Source organism: Paraburkholderia oxyphila NBRC 105797 (assembly GCF_000685075.1).
GTDB classification, from domain to species: Bacteria; Pseudomonadota; Gammaproteobacteria; order Burkholderiales; family Burkholderiaceae; genus Paraburkholderia; species Paraburkholderia oxyphila.
Genome location: NZ_BAYD01000002.1, coordinates 131687 through 145865 on the forward strand (window position 1 = coordinate 131687; position 14179 = coordinate 145865).

At 64.6% G+C, this 14179-nt stretch carries 11 protein-coding genes; 10 read left to right on the plus strand and 1 reads right to left on the minus strand.

What is annotated here, in order from left to right; all coding sequences use genetic code 11:
• Window positions 1–146 precede the first annotated feature (146 nt).
• The 10 genes from ftsH (at window position 147) to phoR (ending at window position 11918) form a co-directional block, all read left to right on the plus strand.
• A complete protein-coding gene (ftsH, locus tag BO1_RS01490) occupies window positions 147–2036 on the plus strand; it encodes an ATP-dependent zinc metalloprotease FtsH (protein ID WP_028216028.1) in 1890 nt (629 codons plus the stop codon).
• 250 nt (window positions 2037–2286) lie between these two features.
• Window positions 2287–3093: a dihydropteroate synthase gene (gene folP, locus BO1_RS01495; protein ID WP_084687720.1), complete on the plus strand. Its 807-nt coding sequence runs from the start codon at window positions 2287–2289 to the stop codon at window positions 3091–3093.
• Between the two features lie 69 nt (window positions 3094–3162).
• Window positions 3163–4515 (plus strand): phosphoglucosamine mutase, encoded by a 1353-nt coding sequence (glmM, locus tag BO1_RS01500; RefSeq protein WP_028216030.1) that lies wholly within the window; start codon window positions 3163–3165, stop codon window positions 4513–4515.
• Window positions 4516–4956: 441 nt separating this feature from the next.
• Window positions 4957–5988, plus strand: a complete 1032-nt coding sequence (pstS, locus tag BO1_RS01505; RefSeq protein ID WP_028216031.1) for a phosphate ABC transporter substrate-binding protein PstS — start codon at window positions 4957–4959, stop codon at window positions 5986–5988.
• A gap of 254 nt (window positions 5989–6242) precedes the next feature.
• The gene (gene pstC / locus BO1_RS01510) at window positions 6243–7229 is read left to right on the plus strand and encodes a phosphate ABC transporter permease PstC (protein WP_028216032.1); all 987 of its coding nucleotides are present in this window, start codon (window positions 6243–6245) and stop codon (window positions 7227–7229) included.
• Window positions 7226–8122: a phosphate ABC transporter permease PstA gene (gene pstA, locus BO1_RS01515; RefSeq protein ID WP_028216033.1), complete on the plus strand. Its 897-nt coding sequence runs from the start codon at window positions 7226–7228 to the stop codon at window positions 8120–8122. The genes pstC and pstA overlap by 4 nt, the downstream gene beginning before the upstream one ends.
• A gap of 15 nt (window positions 8123–8137) precedes the next feature.
• Entirely contained in the window at window positions 8138–8974 is an 837-nt protein-coding gene (pstB, locus tag BO1_RS01520; RefSeq protein ID WP_028216034.1) for a phosphate ABC transporter ATP-binding protein PstB, read from the plus strand.
• A gap of 26 nt (window positions 8975–9000) precedes the next feature.
• Complete coding sequence (gene phoU / locus BO1_RS01525) at window positions 9001–9705, plus strand: phosphate signaling complex protein PhoU (protein WP_028216035.1); 705 nt, start codon at window positions 9001–9003, stop codon at window positions 9703–9705.
• Between the two features lie 82 nt (window positions 9706–9787).
• Window positions 9788–10489: a phosphate regulon transcriptional regulator PhoB gene (gene phoB, locus BO1_RS01530; protein WP_027817258.1), complete on the plus strand. Its 702-nt coding sequence runs from the start codon at window positions 9788–9790 to the stop codon at window positions 10487–10489.
• A gap of 115 nt (window positions 10490–10604) precedes the next feature.
• Window positions 10605–11918: a phosphate regulon sensor histidine kinase PhoR gene (phoR, locus tag BO1_RS01535; protein WP_028216036.1), complete on the plus strand. Its 1314-nt coding sequence runs from the start codon at window positions 10605–10607 to the stop codon at window positions 11916–11918.
• Between the two features lie 95 nt (window positions 11919–12013).
• Here the strand turns inward: phoR and ppk1 are convergent, their stop codons facing one another.
• Entirely contained in the window at window positions 12014–14077 is a 2064-nt protein-coding gene (gene ppk1, locus BO1_RS01540) for a polyphosphate kinase 1 (protein WP_028216037.1), read from the minus strand.
• Window positions 14078–14179 lie beyond the last annotated feature (102 nt).

Consider the following 14179-nt stretch of genomic DNA (forward strand, 5'->3'; position numbering starts at 1 on the left):
GCTTCGGGAGGCAGTCCGGACAAGGCGCTCAGGCTATTTCCGCCTTAGCGAAACGTTATGGCGAGGCCCTGCGTACTGGATTAGAATGCTTTGATGGTGTCGCAAGGCAAATGTAGGCGCACGTCTATGAGTGAAGGAGTGGTGCTTTGAACAACAACATGTTTTCCAAGGCAGCGGTGTGGCTGGTTATCGCACTGGTGCTGTTTACGGTGTTCAAGCAGTTCGACAAGCCCCGTGTCCAGGAAGGCGTTTCGTACTCGCAGTTCATGGACGACGCGAAGGCCGGCAAGGTCAAGAGCGTCGTGGTGCAAGGGCGGAACCTCACGGTCACTCCGGCCGACGGCCAGAAGTATCAGATCGTCTCTCCGGGAGACATCTGGATGGTCGGCGACCTGATGAAATACGGCGTGCAGGTGAGCGGCAAGGCTGACGAAGAGCCCAATGCGCTCGTTTCGGCGTTGTATTACCTTGGACCGACCATCCTGATCATCGTGTTCTGGTTCTACATGATGAGACAGATGCAGGGGGGCGGCAAAGGCGGGGCGTTCTCGTTCGGCAAATCGCGGGCCCGTCTGATCGATGAGAACAACAACGCGGTCAACTTCTCCGACGTCGCGGGCTGCGACGAAGCCAAGGAAGAAGTGTCCGAACTCGTCGACTTCCTGCGCGATCCGCAAAAATTCCAGAAGCTGGGCGGGCGCATCCCGCGCGGCGTGCTGCTGGTCGGCCCTCCAGGTACCGGTAAGACGCTGCTCGCGCGTGCCATCGCCGGCGAAGCCAAGGTGCCGTTCTTCAGCATCTCGGGTTCGGACTTCGTGGAAATGTTCGTCGGCGTGGGCGCGGCCCGCGTGCGCGACATGTTCGAGCAAGCCAAGAAGCATGCGCCGTGTATCGTGTTCATCGACGAAATCGACGCGGTCGGTCGTCATCGCGGCGCCGGCATGGGCGGCGGCAACGACGAGCGCGAGCAGACGCTGAACCAGATGCTCGTCGAGATGGACGGCTTCGAAGCGAACTCGGGCGTCATCGTGATCGCGGCAACCAACCGTTCGGACGTGCTCGACAAGGCGCTGCTGCGTCCGGGCCGCTTCGACCGCCAGGTCTACGTGGGTCTGCCGGACATCCGTGGCCGCGAGCAGATCATGAAGGTGCACCTGCGCAAGGTGCCGATCGCCAACGACGTCGACGCAGCGGTCATCGCGCGCGGCACGCCGGGCTTCTCGGGTGCCGATCTCGCGAACCTCGTGAACGAGGCGGCGCTGTTCGCGGCGCGTCGTGGCAAGCGTATCGTCGAGATGCAGGACTTCGAGGATGCGAAGGACAAGATCTTCATGGGTCCGGAGCGCAAGTCGGCCGTCATTCGCGAAGAAGCGAAGCGCGCCACGGCTTACCACGAGTCGGGCCACGCGGTCGTCGCGAAGCTGCTGCCGAAGGCCGATCCGGTCCACAAGGTCACGATCATTCCGCGCGGCCGTGCGCTGGGCGTGACGTGGCAGTTGCCGGAGCACGACAACGAAACGTACTCGAAGGACTATCTGCTCGATCGTCTGGCCATTCTGTTCGGCGGCCGCGTGGCGGAAGAGCTGTTCATGAACCTGATCAGCACGGGCGCCTCGGACGACTTCAACAAGGCCACGCAGACGGCCCGCGCGATGGTCACGCGCTTCGGCATGACCGACGCACTGGGACCGATGGTCTACGCCGACGACGACAACGACGGCGGCGCATTCGGCAAGGGCTTCACGCGCGCGATCTCGGAAGCCACGCAGCAGAAGGTGGACGCGGAAATCCGCCGCGTGCTCGACGAGCAGTACAGCCTCGCGAAGCGTCTGCTCGACGAGAACCGCGACAAGGTCGAAGCCATGACCGCCGCACTGATGGAGTGGGAAACGATCGACGCCGATCAGATCAACGACATCATGGCCGGCCGTCCGCCGCGCTCGCCAAAGAGCTCCCCGTCGGCGGGCGATGCGCCTTCGTCGGGTGGCAGCACGGGTACTGAGGTCAAACCCGGCAGCGCCACCGCACCGGCCTGACCGGCCACAGTGCGCCAGATCGAGTAAAGTTGCGGGCCGGTGTGATGTTCACATCGGCCCGTTTGCATTTCTGGGCGCAATTGGCGTATCGGGCTGCTTCGGCTTGCCATATTGAGTTACATATCTGACGTTTCTTGACGTGCCCAATCTGACTTCGCAGGGTAATCTGCCCAATGCGCCTGCCCACGCGGTTGCGCCCGAACCGCTCGTGTGCGGCCGTTTCACACTGACTTTCGAGCGTCCTCTCGTCATGGGGATACTCAACGCCACGCCGGATTCCTTCTCCGACGGTGGCCGCTATCTCGCCTTCGACGATGCGCTGCGCCGCGCCGAGCACATGCTGCTCGACGGCGTGGACATCATCGATATTGGGGGCGAGTCGACGCGTCCGGGGGCGCCGCCCGTTGCGCTCGACGAAGAGCTCGAACGGGTGATTCCGCTCGTCGAGCGGCTGAAGGGCGCGAATGTGCCGCTTTCGGTCGATACGTACAAGCCGGACGTGATGCGCCACGCGCTCGCAGCAGGCGCCGATCTGATCAACGATGTCTGGGGCTTTCGCATGCCGGGCGCGATAGATGCGGTGCGTGAGAGTCAGTGCGGATTGTGTGTGATGCACATGCTCGGCGAGCCGCAGACCATGCAGGTGGGCGAGCCCGATTACGCGGATGTCGTGCGCGAGGTGCGCGAGTTTCTGCAAGCGCGCTGTGCCGAACTCGAAGCTGCAGGGGTGGCGAAGGCGCGTATTAGCGTCGATCCGGGCTTTGGCTTCGGCAAGACGGTGGTCGAGCAGAACTACGCGTTGCTCGCGCATCTGCGCGAGACGGCGCCGCAGGTAGCGGCGGGTGTCGCGCCTTATCCGATCCTGGCGGGAATGTCGCGCAAGTCGATGCTCGGCGCGCTCGTGAACCGGCCCGCGCCCGAACGCGTGGCGGCCAGCGTGGCAGCGGCGGTCTGCGCGGCGCAGCAGGGCGCGGCCATCATTCGCGTGCACGACGTCGCGCCGACGGTCGATGCGCTCAAGGTATGGGGCGCCATGCGCGACGCCGCGCGCCGGTAAGAGAACAGGGCGCGAAGAGAACAGGGCGCGAGCACGCGCCGCAAAACAGAACCAACGAGAGGTTGAATGATGGGTCGTCGCTATTTTGGAACCGATGGGGTTCGCGGCAAGGTTGGCGAAGCGCCGATCACGCCGGATTTCGTGCTGCGTCTCGGCTACGCGGCGGGCAAGGTGCTGGCAGGCGCTGCGGCGTCCTCAGGGCCGCGCCCGTCCGTGCTGATCGGCAAGGACACGCGCATTTCCGGCTACATGCTCGAGGCGGCGCTCGAAGCGGGGCTCTCCGCCGCCGGCATCGACGTGATGCTCGCGGGCCCGATGCCCACGCCCGGCATTGCCTATCTCACGCGCGCGCTGCGCCTCTCCGCGGGCGTCGTGATTAGCGCCTCGCACAATCCGTACTACGACAACGGCATCAAGTTCTTCTCCGCCGACGGCAACAAGCTCCCCGACGAGGTCGAAACCCAGATCGAGGAACAGCTCGACCAGCCGCTCGACTGCGCGCCGTCCGAGCGCCTTGGTCGCGCACGCCGTCTGGATGACGCGCGCGGACGCTACATCGAGTTCTGCAAGAGCACCTTTCCGCAGGCGTTCACGCTGCGCGGGCTCAAGCTCGTCGTCGACTGCGCGAACGGCGCGGCCTACGATATCGCGCCGCATGTGTTCCATGAGCTGGGCGCGGATGTCGTGCCGATCGGCGTCTCGCCGAACGGTTTCAATATCAACGACGGCGTGGGCGCCACCGCGCCCGACGCGCTCGTGCGCGCGGTGCGTGCGAATCACGCGGACCTCGGCATCGCGCTCGACGGCGACGCGGACCGCCTGCAGATCGTGGATGCGCAGGGCCGCCTCTACAACGGCGACGAGCTGCTCTACGTGCTCGTGAAAGACCGCATGGCGACCGACGGCAAGGTCGATGGCGCGGTCGGCACGCTGATGACGAACCTCTCGGTCGAGCAGGCGCTGGAGCGCATCGGCGTGCCGTTCGTGCGCGCCAATGTGGGCGACCGCTACGTGCTCGAGCAGCTGCGCGAACGCGGCTGGCTGATCGGCGCGGAGGGTTCGGGGCATATTCTGTCGCTCGACCGCCACACGACCGGCGACGGCATCGTCTCGGCGTTGCTGGTGCTCGCCGCGATGAAGCGCAGCGGCCAGACCCTCGCGCAGCTGCTCGATGGCGTGACGCTGTTCCCGCAGAAGCTCATCAACGTGCGCATTGCGCAGGGCGCCGACTGGAAGAGCGATGCCGCGATCCAGAAGGCGATCGCCGACGCCGAGGCCGAGCTCAAGGGCCGGGGCCGCGTGCTGATCCGCGCCTCGGGCACGGAGCCGGTGCTGCGCGTGATGGTCGAGGCGCGCGACGAGCGCGACACGCTCCAGTACGCCGAATCGATCGCCGAGACGGTCAAGCGCTCGATCGCCTGACGCGGGCGTTCCAGCACACGCCAGAACCGGTGCGGCAGGCGAGTCCTGCCGCCACCCCCTCCCAGACGAACGCGGCGCATGGCAGGCGCCAGGGCGCCGCGTTCCGTATCGCCTGTATCGAGCCAGAACGCTGCTGGCCGTTCCCCTTTTCCGGCTGAAGCAAACGTTTCACTTTTGCTTCAGATGCCGCTCGCGCATTCAGCGGGCATCTTGCGCTTTCGACCCTCTAACGCCACGCGATGCCCGGCCTGTTCTTCGCCGCGCCCGGGAGCCCCAACGGGCGGGGCGTACGCGCCTTCCGAACACGCGTACCCTTCACGATCCTTTCGCCTTTCAGGCGGTAATCGAATTGTCACGATTGCTTCACGAATCGTCACGGTACTGTCACAGAGAGCCCCTATTCTTCGCGGTGTCGTTTATCCGCTCACACCTGGAGGCCACATGAAATTGATGCAAACCGCGCTCGCTGGCGTTGCTGGCGCGCTTTTCGCGATCGCAGCGCAAGCTGCTGATATCACCGGCGCGGGCAGTACCTTCGCAGCACCGATCTACACGAAATGGGCAGATGCCTATCAGAAGTCGGGCGGCGGCAAGGTCAACTACCAAGGCATCGGCTCGTCGGGCGGCATCAAGCAGATTCAGGCGAAAACGGTCGACTTCGCGGGCTCGGACGCCCCGCTGAAGGACGACCAACTGGCCAAGGACGGCCTGTTCCAGTTCCCGACGGTGGTCGGCGGCGTCGTGCCGGCGATCAACGTGCCCGGCGTCAAGGCCGGCGAACTCACGCTGTCGGGCCCGGTGCTCGGCGACATCTACCTCGGCAAGATCAAGAAGTGGAACGATCCGGCGATCGCCGCGCTGAACCCGAAGGTCAAGCTGCCTGATCTGGACATCGCCGTTGTCCGCCGCGCCGACGGTTCGGGCACCAGCTTCATCTGGACGAACTACCTCTCGAAGGTCAACCCCGAGTGGAAGACCAAGGTCGGCGAAGGCACGACCGTGGCCTGGCCGACGGGCACGGGCGGCAAGGGCAACGACGGCGTCGCGGCCTTCGTGCAGCGTCTGCCGGGCGCGATCGGCTACGTCGAGTGGGCGTACGCGAAGCAAAATCACATGGTCTACACTGCCATGAAGAACGAATCGGGTGCGGTCGTTCAGCCGGCCAACGAAACGTTCAAGGCCGCAGCGGCCGGCGCGGACTGGAAGAAGTCGTTCTACCAGATCCTCACGAACGAGCCGGGCAAGGACGCATGGCCGGTCGTCGGCGCGACCTTCGTGCTGCTGCACACGGCGCAGGACAAGCCGGAGCAGGGCAAGGAAACGCTCAAGTTCTTCCAGTGGGCCTTCAAGAACGGCACGGGCGCGGCCAACGATCTCGACTACATCTCGCTGCCGGATTCGGTCGTGAGCGAAATCGAGTCGCAGTGGAAAGCGAAGGTGAAGGACGCCAGCGGCAAGCCGGTTGCCGAGTAAGGCGGACTAGCCGCGTTGCATGACCGGGGCAATGCGAGGGCCGCCGCGCACACCGCGCGCGGCCCGTTCTGCTTCCCGGCCGGTGGTGCAACCCGGTCCCCGCAGTCACGCGGTACGCAGTACCGCACGTAACACACCCGCTACGATGTGCCGTCCGAAGTCCCGCCGCAAGGCCGGAGGCCGGGCGGCCGCCGGTTTCGGAACCGCATCAATGTTGCGAGCCTGAGGCTCGCGGCCACTGGATACAGCTCATCATGTCCGACGTCCCGCTCGTCTCGAACCCGCCAGGCAGCGCCGCGCAGCAGCAAGCGCCCAGCCGGGCAGGGGACATCATTTTCGGCGGCCTCGCACGCGGCGCCGCCATCGTCACGTTGTTGCTGCTCGGCGGCATCATCGTGTCGCTGATCGTCGCTTCGATGCCGACGATCCAGAAGTTCGGCTTCTCATTCCTCTGGACTGCCGATTGGGATCCACCCAGTGAGCAGTTCGGCGCGCTCGTGCCCATCTACGGCACGATCGCCACCTCGCTCATCGCGCTCATCATCGCCGTGCCCGTGAGCTTCGGCATCGCGCTCTTTCTGACCGAGCTTTCGCCCGCCTGGCTGCGCCGCCCGCTCGGCATCGCCATCGAGCTGCTCGCGGCGATCCCGTCGATCGTCTACGGCATGTGGGGCCTGCTCGTGTTCGCGCCGATCTTCGCGCAGTACTTCGAGAAGCCGATCGGCCAGTTGCTGGGCGGCATGCCGATCATCGGCGCGCTGTTTCAGGGCGCGCCCATCGGCATCGGCATGCTGTGCGCGGGCGTCATTCTCGCGATCATGATCATTCCGTACATCGCCTCGGTGATGCGCGACGTGTTCGAAGTCACGCCCGTGCTGCTCAAGGAGTCGGCCTACGGGATCGGCTGCACGACTTGGGAAGTGATGTGGAAGATCGTGCTGCCGTTCACCAAGACCGGCGTGATCGGTGGCGTGATGCTGGGTCTGGGCCGCGCGCTCGGCGAGACCATGGCCGTCACGTTCGTGATCGGCAATACGAACCTGCTCGACAACGTGTCGCTGTTCTCGCCCGGCAATAGCATCACCTCGGCGCTCGCCAACGAGTTCGCCGAAGCGGGTCCCGGTTTGCACACCGCCGCGCTGATGGAGCTCGGCCTCATTCTGTTTGTGATTACGTTCATCGTGCTCGCGATCTCGAAGCTGCTCCTGCTGCGCCTTGAAAAGTCGGAGGGCGCACGATGAGCGAACCGACGATGAAAATCCCCGGCGCGGCCTACGGCCCCGAACTGGAGCGCATGCGCGCGAAGCTGCAGAGCCGCCGCAAAGTGGTCAACGCCATTGCGCTGACCTGCTCGCTCGCCGCGATGGCCTTCGGCATCATCTGGCTCGTGTGGATTCTCTACACGACGCTCTCGCTCGGCATTGGCGGCATTTCGGTGCAGATGTTCACGCAGTCGACGCCGCCGCCGAACACCGATGGCGGCGGTCTCGCCAACGCGATCGTCGGCAGCCTGATGCTGGTGGGCATCGCGACCTTCGTGGGCACGCCGATCGGCATTCTCGCGGGCGTCTATCTCGCCGAATACGGTCAGAAGAGCTGGCTCGCGAGCGTGACGCGTTTCATCAATGACATTCTGCTGTCGGCGCCGTCGATCGTCGTGGGCCTGTTCGTCTACGCGCTCGTGGTCGCGAAGATGGGCCACTTCAGCGGCTGGGCGGGTGCGATCTCGCTCGCGCTGCTGCAGATCCCGATCGTGATCCGCACGACCGAGAACATGCTCAAGCTCGTGCCGAACAACCTGCGCGAAGCGGCTTTCGCGCTCGGCACGCCGAAGTGGAAGATGGTGCTGTCGATCACGCTCAAGGCGTCGGTCGCGGGCATCGTGACGGGCGTGCTGCTCGCGATCGCGCGTATCGCCGGCGAGACCGCGCCGCTGCTCTTCACGGCGCTGTCCAACCAGTTCTTCAGCGCGGATATGAATCAGCCGATGGCGAACCTGCCGGTCACGATCTACAAGTTTGCGATGAGCCCGTTTGCGCAGTGGCAGTCGCTTGCCTGGGCCGGCGTTTTCCTGATCACGCTGGGCGTGCTGGGTCTGAATATCCTCGCGCGCAGCATCTTTTCGAAAAAGTAAGGGCGGAGTCATCCGATGAATATGGCAGAGAGTCACTTGAACACCACGGCCCCGTCGGGCTTCGACCCCGCCCAGGGCAACCGCAGCCCCCTGTCGGGCCCGCCGAAGATCGAAGTGAAGGACCTGAACTTCTTCTACGGCAAGTATCACGCGCTCAAGAACATCAACTTGCAGATTCCCGAAGGCAAGGTGACGGCGTTCATCGGCCCGTCGGGTTGCGGCAAGTCCACGCTCTTGCGCACGTTCAACAAGATGTACGCGCTTTATCCGGAGCAGCGCGCCGAGGGCGAAATCCTGATGGACGGCGAGAACCTGCTCACGACGCGGCGCGACATCTCGCTGTTGCGCGCGCGCATCGGCATGGTGTTCCAGAAGCCGACCCCGTTCCCGATGTCGATCTACGACAACATCGCGTTCGGCGTGAAGATGTTCGAGAAGCTCTCGCGCCCCGAGATGGACGACCGCGTGGAGTGGGCCCTCACCAAGGCCGCGCTCTGGAACGAGGTGAAGGACAAGCTCGGCCAGAGCGGCTACGGTCTCTCGGGCGGCCAGCAGCAGCGCCTGTGCATTGCGCGCGGCATTGCGATCCGGCCTGAAGTGCTGCTGCTCGACGAGCCGTGCTCGGCGCTCGACCCGATCTCGACGGGCCGCATCGAAGAGCTGATCGCGGAACTGAAGAGCGATTACACGGTGGTGATCGTGACCCATAACATGCAACAGGCCGCGCGCTGCTCGGACTACACTGCGTACATGTATCTCGGTGAGCTGATCGAATTCGGCGACACCGAGAAGATCTTCATCAAGCCGGTCCGCAAGGAAACGGAAGACTACATCACCGGCCGCTTCGGCTGATCCGTCGCGCCGAGAAGGGGAAAAACATGTCCGACAAGCATCTGTCCAGCCAGTTCGATGCCGACCTGAACCTGATTTCGTCGAAGGTGCTCGAGATGGGCGGCCTCGTGGAATCGCAGATCATCACGGCGATGCAGGCCTTGAACGAGTTCGACAGCGAAGCCTGCGAGCGCGTGATCGCCGCCGAAGACCGCCTCAATTCGATGGAAGTCGAAATCGACGAGGAGTGCAGCAACATCATCGCGCTGCGCCAGCCGGCCGCGCGCGACCTGCGCCTCGTGCTCGCGATCTCGAAGACCATCACGAACCTCGAGCGCGCGGGCGACGAGGCCGAGAAGATCGCCAAGCGCACCAAGCGCCTGATGGAAGACGGCGCCTCGCGCAGCGTGAATATCGCCGAGATCAAGGTCTCGGGCGAGATGGCTGTCTCGATCCTGCGCCGCGCGCTCGATGCGTTCGCGCGTCTCGACACGGTGGCCGCCGCGCAGATCGTGCGCGACGACAAGGCCATCGACGAGGAATTCCGCGCGTTCGTGCGCAAGCTCGTGAGCTACATGATGGAAGATCCGCGCACGATTTCCGTGGGCCTCGACTATCTGTTCATCGCCAAGGCAATCGAGCGCATCGGCGACCACGCGAAGAACATCGCCGAATTCATCATCTACATCGTGAAGGGCACCGACGTGCGGCACAAGTCGCGCGACGCGCTCGAACGCGAAGCGCTGAGCTAAAGCGCGATTCAGGCGCGCATGGATGTTCATACTCAAGCGCGCGTTTAACCGTATCAACAGGTCTTAAGGTCAAGAGGTGCCGATGCCTAGCAGCATACTCGTCATCGAAGATGAGCCCGCAATTTCCGAGCTGATTTCCGTGAATCTGCAGCACGCGGGTCATTGCCCGATCCGTGCCTACAACGCCGAGCAGGCCCAGAACCTGATCAGCGACGTGCTGCCCGATCTCATCCTGCTCGACTGGATGCTGCCGGGCAAATCGGGTGTGAATTTCGCGCGCGATTTGCGTAACAACGAGCGCACGAAGCACATCCCGATCATCATGCTGACCGCGCGCGGCGACGAGCAGGACAAGGTGCTCGGCCTCGAGATCGGTGCCGACGACTACGTGACGAAGCCGTTTTCGCCCAAGGAATTGATGGCGCGCATCAAGGCGGTCCTGCGCCGCCGCGCGCCGCAGCTCACGGAAGATGTGGTCGCCATCAACGGCCTGAAGCTCGATCCGGCCACGCACCGCGTCGCCGCTCATGCGGAAGGCTCGGAGATCAAGCTCGATCTCGGCCCGACCGAGTTCCGCCTGCTGCACTTCTTCATGACGCACCCCGAGCGCGTGCATAGCCGCACGCAGTTGCTCGATCAGGTGTGGGGCGATCACGTGTTCGTGGAAGAGCGCACCGTGGACGTGCATATCAAGCGTCTGCGCGCCGCGCTCAAGCCCGCGGGGTGCGATGCTATGATCGAAACGGTGCGTGGCAGCGGCTACCGTCTCGCGAAGAGCGCCTGAAGCCCGCTTGCTTGAAGCACGGCAGTAACACGCTGGCGCGGCGTAACACGCGGCGCCGGCGCTCCGAATCCGCAGCGCCCCGGTCCGGACCGTCATTCTCTTCGATCGCTGGAACATGAACATCATCTGGGCGCGCGCCCTCGTATCGATCGTACTGCTCGCGCTCGTCTGCGCGGGTCTTGGTGCGCTCTTCGGCGTCAAAATCGCACTGGCCGTCGCTGTCGTCGCGCTGATCGGCCACATGCTCTTCAGCACCTTCCACAAGCAGCGCCTCTGGCGCTTGCTCGACGCGCCCGTCTACGGCGAAGTGCCGAGCGCCCCCGGCATCTGGGGCGAAATCTATTACCGCCTGCACAAGCTCGCCAAGCGCTGGCACGCCCAGGTGCGCCAGGTGGAGCAGCAACACTCGCGCTTCATCCAGGCCATCCAGGCCTCGCCCAACGGCGTGGCCATGCTCGACGACCACGACCAGATCGAGTGGTGCAACGCCATCTCCGAGGTGCATTTCGGCCTCGACGCGAAGCGCGACCTGCGCCAGCACATCACCCATCTCGTGCGTCAGCCCGACTTTGTGCGCTACCTCAATTCGCACGACTTCAAGGACATGCTGATCATGCGCGGCATGGGGGCGAAGCGCCAGAACGTCCTGTCCGTGCAGGTGTTTCCGTACGGCGAGAGCCGCAAGCTCGTGCTCTCGCAGGACATCACGGAGCTCGAGCGCACCGACGCCATGCGGCGCGACTTCGTCGCCAACGTCTCGCACGAGCTGAAGACGCCGCTCACCGTGCTCTCGGGCTTTCTCGAGACGATGCGCGAGCTGCCGCTCTCCGAGGACGAGCGCGAGCGCTACTTCGATCTGATGGAGCAGCAGGCCGCGCGCATGCGCCATATCGTGACCGACCTGCTCGTGCTGGCGAAGCTCGAAGGCGAGGGGCGCGAGCCCGGCGATCAGATGATCGACATGCGGGCCGTGCTCGGCCACGTGCGCGAGGACGCGGAAAGCCTTTCGGGCGGGCATCATCGCATCACGGCGGAGTTCGACGACGGCCTGAGCGTGACGGGATCGGAGACCGAAGTACTGAGCGCGCTCGGCAATCTCGCGACCAACGCGGTGCGCTACACGCCGGAGGGCGGCACGGTGCAGCTGTCGTGGCGCCGGGAAGGCGGCCAGGCGGTGTTCTCGGTCACGGACAGCGGCTACGGCATTCCGGCGAGCGACATTCCGCGCCTCACCGAGCGCTTTTATCGCGTGGACCGCAGCCGCTCGCGCGACACGGGCGGCACGGGGCTCGGCCTCGCGATCGTCAAGCACGTGCTGCAACGCCATGACGCGGTGCTCGAAGTGAAGAGCGAGGAAGGGCGGGGCAGCACGTTTACGGTGCGCTTTCCGGCCGCGCGCACGACACGCCGGCAACCGGCGCCGGTGTGAGGCGCATGCGCCGCGTGCAGCGCGTCTTGCTCAGGCTTGCCGAATAAAAAATGCCGCTTCATCGAAGCGGCATTTTTGCATCTATCACCGAACCATCACGGACAGAACTTCGCCAGCAGGCTCATTTGCGCATTGCGCACGGACTTGCCGGCGCGCCGGCGGCGGTAATGGCCATCGCTCTGCATGAGCCACGCACACTGGTTGTCACCGAGGAACGTCGAGAGGCCCTCGGCGATCACGCGGCGCTTCAGGCGTCGGTCGTGGATCGGGAACGCCACTTCGACGCGGCGGAACAGGTTGCGGTCCATCCAGTCGGCGCTCGACAGATAAACGTGTTCCGCGCCGCCCGCGTAGAAGTAGTAGATGCGGTGATGCTCGAGGAAGCGCCCGACGATCGAGCGCACCGTGATGTTGTCCGAGAGCCCCGGCACGCCCGGCTGCAGCGAGCACACGCCGCGGATGATCAGATCGATCTTCACCCCAGCCTGCGACGCTTCGTAGAGCTCGTCGATCACGGTGGGCTCGAGCAGCGCGTTCATCTTCGCGACGATGCGGGCCTTCTTGCCGGCGCGCGCGGCGTCGGCCTCGGCGCGGATCGCCTCGACCAGCTTCGGATGCAGCGTGAACGGCGACTGCCACATCTCGTGCAGCTGCAGCTCGCCGCCGATGCCGGTGAGCTGCTGGAACACGTGGTGGACGTCCTCGCACATCTTCGGCTCGGAGGTCATGAGGCCGAAGTCGGTGTAGAGGCGCGCGGTGCGCGGATGGTAGTTGCCGGTGCCCAGGTGCACGTAGCGGCGCAGCATCATGCGGCCGTTCACGGGCGTGCGGCGCACGATCAGCATCATCTTGGCGTGGCACTTGTGGCCCACCACGCCGTAGACCACATGCGCGCCCACGGCTTCGAGCTGCGAGGCCCAGTTGATGTTGGTTTCCTCGTCGAAGCGCGCGAGCAGCTCCACCACGACGGTCACTTCCTTGCCGTTGCGCGCGGCCTGCATGAGCGCGTCCATGAGCGGCGAGTCGGTGCCGGTGCGGTAGATGGTCTGCTTGATCGCGACCACGTTCGGGTCGTTGGCGGCCTGCAGCAGCAGCTCGAGCACGGGCTGGAAGCTTTCGTACGGGTGATGCAGCAGCACGTCGCCCTGGTCGATCACGTCGAACATGTTGCTGTTCGCCGCGATGCGCTGCGGAATGGCGGGCACGTGCGGCACGAACTTGAGGTCGGGGCGGTCCACCATCTCGGGCAGCTGCATGAGGCGCACGAGATTCACGGGGCCATCGACGTAGTAGCAGTCCTTTTCATTCAAACCGCTTTCATCGAGCAGACGCTTGACGAGCGGCAGCGGCGTCTCGGCGGAGACTTCGAGCCGCACCGCGTTGCCCAGATGGCGCGCGGGCAACTCGCCCTGCAGCGCCACGCGCAGGTTCGTGATTTCGTCTTCGTCGACGAACAGCTCGCTGTTGCGCGTGATGCGGAACTGATTGCAGCTGCGCACGATGAGGCTCGGGAACAGCTCGCCCACGAAACGCTGCAAGAGCGAGCCGAGCAGCACGAAGCCGTGCTGGAAGCCCGAGAGCTCCTGCGGCATGCGCACGAGCCGCGGCAGCGCGCGCGGCGCCTGCACGATGCCCATGACGGCCTGGCGCCCGAAGGCGTCCTTGCCTTCGAGCTCGACCACGAAGTTCAGGCTCTTGTTGAGCACGCGCGGGAACGGGTGCGCGGGGTCGAGGCCGATGGGCGTGAGCACGGGCAGCAGCTCGTCGAGGAAATACTTGCGCGCCCATGCGGTTTGGGCCTCGTTCCAGGCGTCGGTGCCGTGAAAGTAGATGCCTTCGTGTTCGAGCGCCGGCAGCACGGTGTCGTGCAGCATGGCGTACTGGCGGTGCACGAGGCGTTGCGCGCGCTCCACCACGAGGTCGTAGACGTGCTGCAGCGACATGCCGTCGGGCGAGAGCGAGCCCGGGTTGTCGCGCATTTGCTCCTGCAGCCCGGCCATGCGGACTTCGAAGAATTCGTCGAGATTGCTGCTGGTGATGCAGATGAAGCGCAGGCGCTCCAGCAAGGGAACGGCGGGGTCGGCGGCCTGTGCAAGCACACGCTCGTTGAATCCCAGGATGCCCAGTTCGCGATTAAGGAGGGGATAGCGGATGGACATGGGTGTTGAAAGCGTAATTCCAGGGGGTGTTTCGAACGGACGCTCGGAAAGTCTCACAGTTTTGTGACTTTATTATGAAAAATGGTGTGTCATAAATTCTAC

What these genes read in the sequence shown, in the direction of transcription:
- folP (WP_084687720.1), top strand. Translation starts at nt 2,287, where the DNA reads ATGGGGATACTCAACGCCACGCCGGATTCCTTCTCCGACGGTGGCCGC.
- glmM (WP_028216030.1), top strand. Translation starts at nt 3,163, where the DNA reads ATGGGTCGTCGCTATTTTGGAACCGATGGGGTTCGCGGCAAGGTTGGC.
- pstS (WP_028216031.1), top strand. Translation starts at nt 4,957, where the DNA reads ATGAAATTGATGCAAACCGCGCTCGCTGGCGTTGCTGGCGCGCTTTTC.
- pstC (WP_028216032.1), top strand. Translation starts at nt 6,243, where the DNA reads ATGTCCGACGTCCCGCTCGTCTCGAACCCGCCAGGCAGCGCCGCGCAG.
- pstA (WP_028216033.1), top strand. Translation starts at nt 7,226, where the DNA reads ATGAGCGAACCGACGATGAAAATCCCCGGCGCGGCCTACGGCCCCGAA.
- pstB (WP_028216034.1), top strand. Translation starts at nt 8,138, where the DNA reads ATGAATATGGCAGAGAGTCACTTGAACACCACGGCCCCGTCGGGCTTC.
- phoU (WP_028216035.1), top strand. Translation starts at nt 9,001, where the DNA reads ATGTCCGACAAGCATCTGTCCAGCCAGTTCGATGCCGACCTGAACCTG.
- phoB (WP_027817258.1), top strand. Translation starts at nt 9,788, where the DNA reads ATGCCTAGCAGCATACTCGTCATCGAAGATGAGCCCGCAATTTCCGAG.
- phoR (WP_028216036.1), top strand. Translation starts at nt 10,605, where the DNA reads ATGAACATCATCTGGGCGCGCGCCCTCGTATCGATCGTACTGCTCGCG.
- ppk1 (WP_028216037.1), bottom strand. Translation starts at nt 14,077, where the DNA reads ATGTCCATCCGCTATCCCCTCCTTAATCGCGAACTGGGCATCCTGGGA.